14 protein-coding genes are annotated in these 13,520 nt (G+C 54.1%); all 14 read left to right on the top strand.

All coding sequences use genetic code 11. From position 1 onward, the window contains the following. Positions 1-6: 6 nt before the first annotated feature. The 14 genes from IEY46_RS05655 (at position 7) to IEY46_RS05720 (ending at position 13,475) form a co-directional block, all read left to right on the top strand. Entirely contained in the window at positions 7-618 is a 612-nt protein-coding gene (locus IEY46_RS05655; protein WP_229750198.1) for a thiamine phosphate synthase, read from the top strand. Positions 619-620: 2 nt separating this feature from the next. Then, on the top strand, positions 621-1,775 hold the full coding sequence (gene thiO / locus IEY46_RS05660; RefSeq protein ID WP_188989948.1) for a glycine oxidase ThiO: 1,155 nt from the start codon (positions 621-623) through the stop codon (positions 1,773-1,775). Continuing rightward, positions 1,759-1,962 (top strand): sulfur carrier protein ThiS, encoded by a 204-nt coding sequence (gene thiS, locus IEY46_RS05665; RefSeq protein ID WP_188989950.1) that lies wholly within the window; start codon positions 1,759-1,761, stop codon positions 1,960-1,962. Before thiO ends, thiS begins: the two co-directional genes overlap by 17 nt. Before the next feature lies 1 nt (position 1,963). Continuing rightward, positions 1,964-2,731 carry a thiazole synthase gene (locus tag IEY46_RS05670; protein WP_188989952.1) on the top strand — a complete coding sequence of 256 codons (768 nt, stop codon included), beginning with the start codon at positions 1,964-1,966 and terminating at the stop codon, positions 2,729-2,731. Next, positions 2,728-3,747: a thiazole biosynthesis adenylyltransferase ThiF gene (locus tag IEY46_RS05675; RefSeq protein ID WP_229750086.1), complete on the top strand. Its 1,020-nt coding sequence runs from the start codon at positions 2,728-2,730 to the stop codon at positions 3,745-3,747. The genes IEY46_RS05670 and IEY46_RS05675 overlap by 4 nt, the downstream gene beginning before the upstream one ends. Before the next feature lie 68 nt (positions 3,748-3,815). Next, positions 3,816-5,171 carry a uracil-xanthine permease family protein gene (locus IEY46_RS05680; protein WP_188989956.1) on the top strand — a complete coding sequence of 452 codons (1,356 nt, stop codon included), beginning with the start codon at positions 3,816-3,818 and terminating at the stop codon, positions 5,169-5,171. Beyond that, positions 5,168-6,313 carry a LuxE/PaaK family acyltransferase gene (locus IEY46_RS05685; RefSeq protein ID WP_188989958.1) on the top strand — a complete coding sequence of 382 codons (1,146 nt, stop codon included), beginning with the start codon at positions 5,168-5,170 and terminating at the stop codon, positions 6,311-6,313. The genes IEY46_RS05680 and IEY46_RS05685 overlap by 4 nt, the downstream gene beginning before the upstream one ends. Further along, a complete protein-coding gene (locus IEY46_RS05690; RefSeq protein ID WP_188989960.1) occupies positions 6,306-7,814 on the top strand; it encodes an acyl-CoA reductase in 1,509 nt (502 codons plus the stop codon). The genes IEY46_RS05685 and IEY46_RS05690 overlap by 8 nt, the downstream gene beginning before the upstream one ends. A gap of 17 nt (positions 7,815-7,831) precedes the next feature. Then, positions 7,832-8,599, top strand: coding sequence for a 3-oxoacyl-ACP reductase (locus IEY46_RS05695; protein ID WP_188989962.1), 768 nt, complete (start codon positions 7,832-7,834; stop codon positions 8,597-8,599). 34 nt (positions 8,600-8,633) lie between these two features. Next, a complete protein-coding gene (thiD, locus tag IEY46_RS05700) occupies positions 8,634-9,455 on the top strand; it encodes a bifunctional hydroxymethylpyrimidine kinase/phosphomethylpyrimidine kinase (RefSeq protein ID WP_188989964.1) in 822 nt (273 codons plus the stop codon). Next, positions 9,448-10,101, top strand: a complete 654-nt coding sequence (gene thiE / locus IEY46_RS05705) for a thiamine phosphate synthase (RefSeq protein ID WP_188989966.1) — start codon at positions 9,448-9,450, stop codon at positions 10,099-10,101. Before thiD ends, thiE begins: the two co-directional genes overlap by 8 nt. Positions 10,102-10,347: 246 nt before the next feature. Next, on the top strand, positions 10,348-10,827 hold the full coding sequence (locus IEY46_RS05710) for a DUF6530 family protein (protein WP_188989968.1): 480 nt from the start codon (positions 10,348-10,350) through the stop codon (positions 10,825-10,827). A 36-nt stretch (positions 10,828-10,863) separates the two neighbouring features. Further along, a complete protein-coding gene (locus IEY46_RS05715; protein ID WP_188989970.1) occupies positions 10,864-13,077 on the top strand; it encodes an AAA family ATPase in 2,214 nt (737 codons plus the stop codon). Positions 13,078-13,118: 41 nt separating this feature from the next. After that, complete coding sequence (locus IEY46_RS05720; RefSeq protein WP_188989972.1) at positions 13,119-13,475, top strand: GIY-YIG nuclease family protein; 357 nt, start codon at positions 13,119-13,121, stop codon at positions 13,473-13,475. Positions 13,476-13,520: the final 45 nt, after the last annotated feature.

Here is a 13,520-nt window from a genome sequence, read left to right on the forward strand (position 1 = left end):
TTGACTGTGCTGGAACTGCATATTATCTCGGATGGACAGAATAATTTGGACAGATTTACGGAAATTGCGCAGAACATTCACCCTTATATCACAGCTTTCCATCTGCGGGAACCCCGGCGGAATGCTTGTGAACTGTGGCAGGTCGTGCAGGCTATGCTGGCAAGAGGCGTGCCGGCAAACAAATTGATGATTAACGACCGGATCGATGTAGCATGGGCGGCCAAATTGCAAGGAGCACAGCTTTCCTATCGGAGTTTGAACGTGCGGGACGCCAGAGCCGCATTTCCCGGTTTGCGGCTGGGTTGTTCCGTGCATGAACATGAAGAAGCTCTTCTGGCAGAAGGGCAGGGGGCGGATTTCCTGCTGTATGGCCATGTGTTCGAGACAGCCTCCAAGCCTGGGCAGCAGCCCAGGGGGATTTCCGCGCTGGAGCAAATTGCCGGAAGCGTGAAGATTCCCGTTATCGCCATAGGAGGAATATACCCGGATCGCGTGCATGAGGTTGTGGCGGCAGGTGCTGCGGGCGTGGCCGTTCTCTCAGGCGTCACGCAAGCTGCGGATCCTCTCGTTGCGGTCAAGAAGTATGCAGAAGCTTTAAATAAGGCGAGGAGACAATGAAGATGACGAGAAAATATGACGCCATTATTGTGGGCGGAGGGGTGATCGGCAGCTCAATTGCTTACCATATGGCAGCCAGAGGGCTGAAGGTCGCGCTGCTGGAGCGGGAACGTCTTGGCGGGCAGGCCTCAAGCGCTGCAGCCGGCATGCTGGGCGCACAGGCGGAGATCAGTGAGCCAGGTCCCTTGTTCGAGCTGTCCCGCCGCAGCCGGTCCCTTTTTCCCGAGCTGGCCATCCGGCTGAGGGAGCTCAGCGGAATCGATATCGGGCTGGAGCGCAAGGGGCTGCTGCGCGTGGCAACGACAGAGCAAGAGATGAACAGCCTGCTGCATACGATTGAATTCCAGCGTGGAGCAGGAGAACAGGCGGACTGGCTGAGCGGTAATGAAGTCCGGCGGCTTGAGCCGGGGTTATCGCCGGATATTCTTGGCGCCATGCTCGCAGAGGGAGATGGACATGTACTGGCCCCGGAGCTGTCCCTTGCTTTTGCCAAAGCAGCAGCGGTGCTGGGTGCGGATATTCGCGAATATTCGGAGGTCCAATCGCTAGTTCTTGAGCAGGGCGCCGTATCAGGGGTCCGCACCCGGGACGGTACGCTATACGGGGAGCGTGTTGTGATGGCAGCTGGTACCTGGAGCGGTCCGCTTCTTGCACAGGCGGGACTTGCCTGTCCCATCTATCCCGTTCAGGGCGAATGTTTCTCGGTGCTTTCGCATGCGCCCCTGGTGAAGGCCACGATCTTCGGGCATGGCTGCTACCTCGTTCCCAAGAAAGGCGGGCGGCTGATAGTCGGAGCAACCATGAATGAACATTCCTATGACCGCAAAGTTACGGCGGGAGGAATCGGCGGGCTGCTGGCGGCCGCTATCCGGCTGTTGCCGGGCATAGCGGCTGCGGAATGGGAGAGCGCCTGGTCGGGGCTGCGCCCCCAAACGGCAGATGGTCTTCCTTTCATCGGCGGACATCAGGACCTGTTGCACGTGTATGTGGCCGCCGGCCATTACCGTAACGGGATTCTGCTTAGTCCCATAACCGGGCAGCTGGCCGCAGACTGGGCGGAGGGGAAAGCGGCGGAAGGTGATTATTTGGAAGCATTCCGACTGGACCGTCCGCTTCCCAAAACAGAAAGGGTGAACCAAGATGAATTTGCACATTAACGGAGAGAATGTCGAAGTGCCCGTTACGCTTGTATTCGTTCAAGATTTGCTGCTTCATTTCGGGCTTGAAGAGAAAGTGGTCATTGTCGAGCTGAATGGGAACATTCTGGAGAAAGCCGATCACCAGACAACTCGTTTGTCGGATGGAGACCGCATTGAGATTGTCCATTTTGTAGGAGGTGGCTAATTTGTTGAAGATTGGCGCGCATGAATTCCATTCCCGGTTATTGCTTGGCACAGGAAAGTTCCCGAGCTTTGACATCCAGAAGCAGGCGGTTGAAGCGTCAGGAACGCAAATCCTGACGTTTGCCGTCCGAAGGATGAATATCTTCGAGGCCAGCCAGCCTAATTTCCTGGAAATGCTGGATGTTGGCCGCTTCACGCTGCTGCCGAATACGGCCGGAGCCAAGACGGCGGAAGAGGCGGTGAGAATTGCCAAGCTGGCCAAGGCATCAGGGTTATGCGACATGATCAAGGTCGAGGTGATCGGGGATTTCAAGACGCTGCTGCCCGATCCTCTGGAGACGCTTAAAGCCTCGGAGATCTTGCTGGCCGAAGGTTTCACGGTGCTCCCTTATACCTCCGACGATGTTCTGCTGGCCAGACGCCTGCAGGATCTGGGCGTTCATGCGATCATGCCCGGAGCATCGCCGATTGGAACCGGCTTAGGCATTATTAACCCGCTGAATCTCAGCTTCATTATCGAGCAGGCAACAGTTCCGGTTATTGTTGATGCGGGTATCGGAGCACCGTCGGATGCAGCCATGGCGATGGAGCTTGGCGCCGACGGCGTGCTGCTCAATACGGCGGTTTCCGGGGCTAAGGATCCGGTCAAGATGGCCATGGCAATGAAGCTGGCGATTGAAGCGGGAAGGCTCGGACAGGAGGCGGGGCGGATTCCGAAGAAACGGTACGCGTCTGCCAGCAGCCCGATGGAAGGATGGAGCTGCAATTGAACGGGCGTTATTCCAGGCAGGAGCTGTTCCCGCCGATTGGATCCTCCGGGCAGGAAGTGCTCGGGAGCAAGCATGTTCTGCTTATCGGAGCAGGAGCGCTTGGGACGGGTAACGCAGAAGCGCTCGTACGTGCGGGGATTGGTAAGCTGACAGTTGCAGACCGTGATTATGTGGAGTGGAGCAATCTACAACGCCAGCAGTTATTCAGCGAAGAAGATGCACAACGGAGGATGCCTAAAGCGATTGCGGCCAAGACGCGTTTGCAGGCGATTAATTCCGAGGTGGAGATCGAAGCATTGGTTATGGATATGACAACCCGCGACATCGAACAGTCGGTCGAAGGCGTTGATCTCATAGTGGACGCTACGGATAATTTTGATACGCGACTGCTAATCAACGATATTTCAATGAAGCATCGGATTCCCTGGATTTACGGGGCTTGCGTAGGCAGTTACGGCATTACCTATACGATTCTGCCCGGCGAAACGCCCTGTTTGAACTGCCTGCTCGAAACCATTCCTGTAGGAGGGGCGACCTGCGATACGGCAGGCATTATCAGTCCTGCCGTGCAGATGGTGGTCGCGTATCAGACGGCGGAAGCGCTGAAGCTGCTCACGGGGAACCGCAAGGCGCTTCGCGGCAGGCTGACTTCCTTCGATCTATGGACCAATATTCAATCGTCCATTGCCATAGAGAAGCTGAAAAAAGAGAGCTGCCTATCCTGCGGCGCAAGTCCCGCTTATCCGTATCTGTCGGCGGCGAACCATACGCGGACAGAGATCCTTTGCGGCAGGGATACCGTGCAGATTCGTCCGCCTGCTCCAATGAAACGCGATCTGGAAGCGGCAGCAGCTAAGTTGTCCAGACAAGGCGAGAAGGTGGAGTCCAATGGATATCTCGTCACGCTGCATCTTGGTGCCCGCAGGCTGGTGCTTTTTGAGGATGGCCGGGTGCTGGTACACGGAACGAATGATACGGCGGAAGCCAGGAGCCTGTACCACCGTTATTTGGGATAACATTCCAACGGTTGGCGGGTTGGGGCGGCAATCATGGGTTGAGAGGTTCGGGAGGGGAATATACGAATATGCATGAACAAGAAAAAGCAAATGTGTTGCCGGATCAGGATCCAGTCTATCTTACCGTCGGAGTGGAAGAGAAGCTGCCGGTGCATAAAACAGTACTCTATGGCTTGCAGCATGTCTTTGTTTCCAACGTGTGGCTGGATCCCGTATTCGTTGCGGCGCTGATCGGGCTGCCGATGGCGCTTGCCGCCAATATGGTCAATGCGATCTTCATTGCGGCGGGACTGGTTACCCTTGTACAGGCGACACGGCTGGTCAAGCTTCCGGTTGTACAAGGGCCATCGGCCGCATTCGATTCCCTGTTGATATCCTCCGGCAAGGATAACGGGCTTGCGGCAGCGGGCGGCGGCATCGTTTTGAGCGGACTTATCGTATTTGCTTTAGCTGTTACGGGCGTCCTGGGACGATTGAAATCGATTTTTACGCCGGTCGTTTCCGGTGCGGTCATTCTGGTGGTCGGCATTGCGTTATCCGGCTTCACTCTGTATGAATTTCTGGGAGGCTCACCGGATATGGACACCTTTGCTACTGTCCCGGTGCTGACGATGTCTGTCACGACGGCGCTGGTTGTCATCCTGCTGTCGGTGTTTGCCAAAGGATTGCTGCGCTCCTTTGCTTTTCTGATCGCGCTGGTGGTAGGCGATCTGATCGCTTTTGGATGGGGCAAACTCGATTTTTCCTCCGTTGCGGAGAAAAGCTGGCTTGGCATGCCGCATTTTCTTCCTTATGGCTCTCTTACTTTTGACTGGCCGACTTTCGCGGTCTTCTTCTTCGCCTATATGGTTGCCGTCATTGAAGCAATGGGCGTCTATCACGCGGCCTCGGATATGGTGCGCGTTCCGTTGACGGCCAAACAGATCCGGTATGGATTCTCGGGTGAAGCAGCCGGATCGATTGCCTCCACGCTGATTGGCGGATTCCCTACAACCGCGTACGCGCAAAATGTCGGTCTTCTGCGACTGACGGGAATGGGCTCGCGTCATGCAGTTACTGCCGCCGGAGTGATTTTTCTGATCCTTGGCTTTGTGCCCAAAGCCGGCGCGCTGCTGGTCGTTACACCGGGGGCTGTAGTGGGGGGACTGTTCCTGCCCGCGGCGGCATCGCTGATTTATTCCGGTGTCGGTATACTCGGCCGCATGGCCAAGACCGAAGCCAATTTCGCTATTGCCGGCCTGTCGATCCTGCTGGCGATATCGCTGCCGCCGATTTTTGAGGGTGCCGCCGGCTTTGCCGGCAAGTTTTTGTCCAATACGATTATGGTTGGTGCTCTGACCGCTATTGTTCTGCAACTGGCGCTGGTCAATATACCCGGGTGGCTTAGGATGCTGCGCCCTAAACCAAGGGAGGCGAGCTCATGATTGCCGATTCCGATATTATGGTACAGGATATCCTGGCTTTTATGGAGCGTTTCGGGAGTCTGACTGCGGATGAGGCTGCCGGTACGATTGTGTATGAAGCTTTCAATAAGCTGGCGCTTCAACTGTTCCGGTACCAGTTTCAATATAATGCGCCGTACCGCAAATATTGTCAGGCGCGCAGGAAATCGCCATTGAACGTCCGGAGGTGGGATGAAATTCCGCCGCTCCCCGTGTTGGCTTTCAAGGAGCTGACTTTATCCTGCGAACCTCCCGATGAAGCGGAAGCACTGTTTATGACCAGCGGGACTACCCATGCCGACATGAGAGGGTGTAACTATCACCCTACCTTGCGGGTTTGGGACAGATCGATGGCATTATCGTTCAAGGCTTATGTCCTGCCGGATACCGAAAAGATGACGATCTTGGCGATCTCGCCGGGCAGCGATCAGAACCCAAACTCATCGTTGTCCCGATATATGAGCCAAGCTGTGAAGTTGTATGGGAAGTCGGACAGCCGGTTCTTCCATCACGCCGGCTCGGGACTGGATATGGAGGCGCTGGCATCCGCGCTGCAGGCGGTTCGGGGCTGCGACGAGCCTATTCTAATTATGGGTACCACCTTCTCCTATGTTCATTTTCTGGATTACTGCAGGGACCGCGGACTCGCATTCGTTCTTCCTGCGAACAGTGTTCTGTTTGATACCGGTGGTCTAAAAGGGCAGGCACGGGAGGTATCGGCCCATGAGCTGTACCGGGATTTTTCCTCTATCTTCGGCGTCGGATGCAGCCGGTTCGTGAATATGTACGGGATGACGGAGCTTAGTACCCAACTGTACGACCGGACTCTGCTGCACCGTAATCCGGATGCGGATGGACAGTTTTACCAGAAGAAATCCGGTCCCGCCTGGGTCAGGACGCTTGTTCTTGATCCCGGCACGCTTGAACCGGTCGGGGAAGGGAACTCGGGCATTCTGGCGCATTTCGATTTGGCGAACTGGAACGCCGTTATGGCGGTATTGACAGAGGATCTCGGCGTTATGACCGGGAACGGGTTGGTATTGGAGGGCCGGCTTCAGGGTTCGGAAGCGCGGGGCTGCTCGGTAGCCGCCGATCAATTATTGCAGGCGGACCGGCATGAATAGCCGGTATTTGGCGGAGGAGCCAGTCACCGGGCAACCGCAGGACATTACTGTATATCCCGTTTATGCCGTACCAAGGGGAATCACCTTCGAAGCTTATACGGAGTGGAAGATTGTAACGGCTGAAGGGACGCTCATTCTATCCTTTCCACTGCTGACCCCTGCCAAGATTCAAGAGATCGCGACAATGGTGAAAACCCGGCGAACAGCATATCTGGCACGCCTTGGCTGCGGCCGGATTGTTGATATTATTGATGCTGCCGTGCAGCAGTGGTTGAATCCGCAATATGAGCTCCGCAGGCGGGCGGAGAGCTGGCTCCCGTCTATTACCGGCTATGATGCAGGTATGATCAAGCTGGAGCTGAAGCGGTATATGCGCTTGTTCCGCCGCAAGGAGCTGCTTCGTTTTCTTGATGAGGAGCTGGAATCGGCAGCTCTGCTGGACGAATTCCGCCCCCGCAAATCCGGGGGGATGAGCCGCGCCTACGGGCCGGAGCTTATCTTTCAGGTAAGCTCGGGGAACGTTCCGGGTCTGCCCGTCTGGAGTCTGGTCATGGGTCTGCTGGTCAAGTCGGCCAGTCTCATGAAGACGTCATCCTCTGAGCCTCTCATGGCGGTATTGTTCGCGGAATCGCTTCGGCAAATTGATCCGGAACTTGCGGATTGCATAGCCGTTCTTCCCTGGAGAAGCAGCTGTCACGAACTTGAAGCATCCGCGATGGAAGCGTCGGAGATGGTCGTTGCCTATGGCTCGGATGAAGCGGTCAGGCAGATCCGCAGCAGGCTGCCGGACCATAAGCGTCTGGTCAGCTACGGCCATAAAATAAGTTTCGCTATGGTCGGGAAGGAGGCGCTGACTCCCGATCGCTATGTCGATACGGTATACAAGCTGGTTAAGGATGCCGGTACCTACGATCAGCAGAGCTGTCTGTCGCCCCATTCGGTCTTCGTTGAAGAGGGCGGTGCGGTGTCGGCTCGGCAGGTTGCACAGCTGCTGGCCGCAGAGCTCCAGCGTCTCCAGCTCAAGCATCCGTTGGCCCCTATAACGAGGGAAGAAGCGCAGGCGATTCAAGCGCTGCGCAGCCGTTATGAGCTGGCAGCATTGGGCGGTTCGGGAGGCTCCGTGTATGGAAGCAAGCCGGGTACGGAATGGACGGTCGTTTATCATCCGGGAGGAGAGCTTATGGCGTCACCCTTGAACCGGACGGTTCATGTCATCAGCTGTCCCTCGCTTGAAGAAATAATTCCTTCTCTGTCCCGCCATCGGCGGTATCTGCAATCAGCGGGAATTGCAGTTGGCCCGGAGCGTCTTCAGCGGCTCGCCGATGCACTGGGCGAAGCAGGCATCAACCGGATTTGCGCTATCGGACAAATGACGCGCGCTGCGGCGGGCTGGCATCATGACGGCCGTTATAATCTGTTGGATTTGCTGCGCTGGACGGATTTGGAATGGAGTGCTGAGCAGAATGCCGAGTCTTATGACCCGGATGCCGAGCAAGGATGACAGGAGGGAAACAGGGCATGGATTTCCGGAACAAAATCGTTCTCGTAACCGGCGCCAGCCGCGGCATTGGTGCTGCGATTGCGTTGGCATTCGGAGCTTTGGGCGCAGTTGTCATCGTCAATTATCTGCGCAGCGGGAAGCTTGCGGATGAGGTTGCACAGCGGATTGATGAAAGCGGTGGCGAGGCAGCAGCCATGCAGGCGGATGTGACGAATGAGGATGAGGTGCGGCAAATGATGGCCGCAATTACGGATAGCTTTGGCGGTGTCGATATCGTGGTAAACAATGCGCTCAGCCACTATAGTTTCAACCCGAAGACGCGCCAAACCGCCTGGAGCATCGATTGGGCAGATTATCAGCGTCAGCTGGACGGCAGCCTCGGAGGCGCTTTTCATATTTGCAAAGCGGTGATACCCATTATGAAGCAGCAGGGGGGAGGTCGAATCATTAATATGGTGACCAACCTGATCGATTTTCCCGTGGTGCCTTACCATGATTACACAACTGCAAAAGCCGCCCTGCTCGGCTACAGCCGCAATCTGGCTGCGGAGCTGGGCGCGTTCGGTATAACTGTCAATTGCGTGGCGGCCGGATTGACACAAGGTGCGGATTCCAGCCGCGCCACACAGGAGGATGTGCGTGAAGCGATTATCCGCTTGACCCCGCTCGGGCGGCTCGCCGTACCGGAGGACATAGCCGGGGGCGTACTAATGCTCGCTTCCGGGTGGGGTTCATTTGTTACCGGACAATGTTTGCGGGTCGATGGCGGATTGGTTATGGTCTGAAAGAGGCGTGGAAAGAGGAGAGGAGCATCGGGCAATGAAAATTGGCAAAGCGTTAACGATTGCCGGCTCGGACAGCGGAGGCGGAGCAGGGATTCAGGCTGATATCAAAACCTTCCAGGAGCTGGGCGTATACGGCATGTCAGCCATCACAGCGGTCACCGCCCAGAACACGCTTGGCGTTCAAGGCGTGTATCCCATGAGTGTGGAGGCGGTAGCGCGGCAGCTGGATTCGATCGGCACCGACCTCAGGCCGGATGCCCTGAAGACGGGCATGTTGTTCAGCGGGGAATTGATCAAGGCGGTTGCTGGCAAAGTAAAGCAGTATGGCTGGCAGCATCTGGTGGTCGATCCCGTGATGGTAGCCAAGGGAGGATCGCAGCTGCTGAAGGCGGAAGCGGTCGATACGATGATCAGCCATCTGATCCCGCTGGCTACAGTCGTCACACCGAATATACCGGAAGCAGAGGCGCTTACCGGCATCCGGATCAGCAGCAGATTGGACAAGATGAAAGCCGCCCGGGCGATCTGTCAGATGGGCGCAAGATATGCCGTCATCAAAGGCGGACATGAGGAAGGGGATGAGAGGCAGGCGGTGGATCTGTTCTCAGACGGAGAATGGTATGAAGAATATGCCGGTCCACGAATTGATACTCGTCACACGCATGGTACAGGCTGCACCTTCTCCGCGGCGATAGCCGCAGAGCTGGCCCAAGGCAAGCCGATCCGCGAAGCGGTGCGAATTGCCAAAGCTTATATCCAGGCGGCTATCTCTCATTCGCTCCACATTGGCGGCGGGAGCGGGCCGACCAATCATTGGGCATACCGGTTGGAGGAAAGAGAGCCTGTCCATGAATAAACAACCGTATAAGAGTGACATCCGCCGCAAGCTCCGCTTGTATCTGGTTATGGGAAGCATAAATACAGCCGGTCATCCGGTCGAGGTGCTGCAGGCTGCTATCAGGGGCGGCATCACAATGTTTCAGTTCCGCGAGAAGGGCAGCGGTTCCCTGGAAGGCCAGGCTAAATACAGTCTGGGCAAGCAGTTGCAGCAGGTTTGCCGGGAGAGAGGCATTCCTTTCATCGTCAATGATGATGTTGAGCTTGCCCTTGAACTGGAAGCGGACGGCGTGCATATAGGACAAGAAGACGGACCGATTTCCGTCATCCGCCGCCAGATCGGCATCAAGCTTCTCGGGGTATCGGCGCACAATGTAGAAGAAGCAAGACTCGCCCTGGAGCAAGGGGCCGATTATTTGGGTGTGGGACCGATGTATGTCACGCGCTCCAAGCCCGATGCGAGGGAAGTTCAGGGACCGCAAGTTATTCAGCGGATCAGGGAAGCCGGGATAGCCGTACCGCTGGTGGGCATAGGCGGCATATTCGCTGCCAATGCGTCTTCCGTGATGCAGGCCGGAGCGGATGGAATTGCTGTGGTATCGGCCATCACTCAGGCGGCGGTGGTGGAAGAAGCTGCGCGCCAGTTGCTTGCCGTAACGATTTGAGAAATGGAGAATTTAATTTGATGTGGGTCATCCAGGGGGATCTGGTTGGCCTATTTTGGTTAACGACATAGGTTTGATGAGTACGGCCAGCGGTCCATGTGTGAACGTTCAATTCCCTCGATTGGTTACCTGCCGGGTTGACTTTTGATGAAAGGTACAGTAGGATGATTTTTATATTAGTAAATTAGTAATTTAATAAATTACTAAATCACTAATAAAGATTTCATAAAATCGGGGAGTGTAACCATGAAAATTCCAACCACTTTAAAACATAAACCTGTTGTCGTCTCAGAAAATTATGAGCAGGTCGACGGCCGATACGCACGGAATACGGATGCAAAAGGTCTATCCCTTGGCTTGGCCCAGTGGAATGACAGGGGGAAGGTCGATATTTCGGCTAAAGTATGGCGCTATACAGGAGAAAAATGGTCAAGACAGTCAGAGGAACTGCCCATGCATCGTGTTCTGGACCTTGCCATTTTGATTTGCAGTTCCACCTTGTATTTTCAGGATGCATACCGGTTCCCGAAACTATACGATCCCGATAACACGATGATTGAGCGTATCGGGCTGCAAGGGGATGCGATGAATGTATCGGTATGTGCCGACAATCCCATGATCGACAATGATATTAAACTGTTTGCGCAGGCACTTAGCGATGATGGCGAAATGGTCGGGGAACGCCTTCGCATATTATCCCGTCTGCTAAATGAAATGGGGTATTGATTTCAATCACCGGAATTCCAGAAGGAGTGTGTCTTAATGAACAACCTGGAAGAAAATAGATTGTCGCTTGACCGGAAATTGACCGCCTCTGAGGAAACACTGGTTTGGAAAAAACCGCTCTCTCATAAGGCCAGCGAAGCAGAACGGCGTCTATGCCAAGAAATAAGGCGCAACTGGAATCGCGGGGAAATGAAGATCGCCACTATTCTGTTGGAGGGCGATGCCGGATCCGGCAAAACGCAGTTAGCCAAAGCGTTGTCGGCCGAATTAGGGCTGCCCTATACGAAAATAACCTGTTTTGCAGATATGGACAAAACCGATATTATTGGCGCAATTTTGCCCGTTATCTCATCGGAACGGATGGAGAAGCTGGAATCCGCCGAACAAGCGGTTTTGAAGGCTTTGTATGAGAGCGACGGATTTCAAAGCACGACAGAAGTCGTGATGAATGTCCTGGGAATAACGCAGGAGCAGGCTGCCCTGAAGATGAAGCAGCTGCTTGAGCTGATTGAGCGGAACGCGGGGGATGAAGCGGTCGAATATCGATTTTACCCTTCCGAAATCGTCAGAGCTTTTAAAAATGGCTATCTACTGGAAATTCAGGAACCAACTGTGATTCGCGATGCTGCTGTGCTAATGGCGCTTAACTCGGCATTGGAGCTGGATGGCAGCATTAACCTTCCGACTGAAACCGTCCATAGACATCCGGATTTCATCGCGGTGATCACAACGAACCGCAGTTATGCGGGAACCAGACCACTGAACGAAGCGCTGCGCGACAGGGTTCAGCATTCGGAAAAGATGGATCTGCCCACCAAGGAAGTCATGATCGAACGGGCAGCGGCAAAAACCGGTTATAAGGATGAGAAAATGTTGGATGTTCTAGCGGATATTATTATCCGTCTGGATCAGACAGCCCGGGCTAATGCGATTAAAGGCGTAGCGGGGATGCGTTCATATTTCTATTGGGCGGATGCCGTTGCCGGAGGGGCCTCTGCCAAAGAATCCCTATATCATAAAGTCATCTATAAGATCACAACCGACTCGGAGGAAATCAAAATCCTGGAAGAAGCGCTAAAAAATCAGGGGTTGTTGGCTAGTTTGGAAGAAGTTGAAGCGGAAATGCTAAAAAAAAAACGAATTTTTGATTCCATAGAGATCCAGACCTGGGGTGACATCGACGAGACCGGTTTTGAGCATAAGAATCAGACAGAGGTTGACGGTATAGCTCTAAAGAAGTCATCGGACAGTGATGAAAGTTCTTCGAGCGTTACGGATGATTCCACCACAGTGGAAAGATCGGATAAGGTGGAGAACGGCTTCACCAGCTATCAACCGGCTAATCCCGAACCGATGACTGAGGATGCGAAACAACAAGAGCGGGATTTCCGCAAAAAGTTGAATCGGAACGCCCGGGAGGTAGTATCCGATACGTTGCATAAAGGAGTTAAACTTATTGTTCACCGTCCGGAGTTCGTACTGGACAATGTACGGGAATATGCCAGCCTGAGCAAGGAGCTTATGCCCGTCGTGCGGGAAATTGCCAGAAAAACACTTCCGCTGCTGGAGCATGAAAATGCAGTCGAATATGCGAGGAATCAATATTATGGCAGTAAATTTCAAGCGGATAGTGTGGCATACCGTGATTTTAGAACGTTTGCGAAGAAGCGTCCTCCGGCAGAATCGCCTTCCCTCGCGGTCGGCCTGAGGGTGGATGAGTCCGCATCCATGTCAGCTTTCGGAAGATTGGAAGCGGCTAAACGTGCGGTAATAGCTGTCTATGAATTTTGTCAGCTTTGTCATATTCCAGTGTTGATCTATGGTGATACAGCGGATACATCCAAGCTGGAGCAGATGTCCATCTATGCCTATACCGATTGGGATCGGAGCGATCCCTCTGATCGCTTCAGGCTTATGGGGATTCAGGCCAGAAGCAATAATCGCGATGGAATGGCCCTGAGAATTATGGCAGAGCGCTTAGCAGGCACAAGTCAGCAGACGAGATTGTTGATTAATATAAGTGACGGGCAGCCCAAAGCAATGGATGATTATTCCGGAAGTTATGCAGCCCAGGATATTCAGCAGACCATCGCCCATTATGAGCGCAAAGGAATCACTTTCCTGGCTGCCGCAATCGGTCAGGACAAGAATCTCATTAATCAAATTTACGGGAATGAGAGGTTTTTGGATATTACAAATCTCCATGAATTCCCTGCCAAGCTGGTACGGATGATTGCACGTTATTTGTAATGTTCATGACAATATGCCAGTGGTAAAGGAGAGAACCGGGCATGGATAAGAACAAACGCAAGGAGCTCCTGGAGGAATACAAACAGATGAAGACGTTTATGGGTGTCATCCGAATCACTAACAAGGTCAGCGGCAAAATGTACGTAGACAGCTATCCCAACCTGAAAAACAAATGGCTGACTCTTCAGGCTCAACTGGATATGGGAAGGTTCGCTAATGCCAAGCTGCAGGCGGATTGGAAGGAACTCGGGAGCGAAGCATTTATTTATGAGGTACTGGAGGAGAAGGAAACTGAGGGCGTTGCCGACGTCCGCTGGGAGATCAAGCAATTGGCAAAGCATTGGCTGGACAAATTGCAGCCTTATGGGGACAGAGGATATAATAAACCACAAGAATGATTGTGATATTTTAGAGGCTCCTGCTGATCGTATTGGCGGGAGCTT

The sequence above is a fragment of the Paenibacillus nasutitermitis genome (genome assembly GCF_014641075.1).
Taxonomy (GTDB): domain Bacteria; phylum Bacillota; class Bacilli; order Paenibacillales; family Paenibacillaceae; genus Paenibacillus_Z; species Paenibacillus_Z nasutitermitis.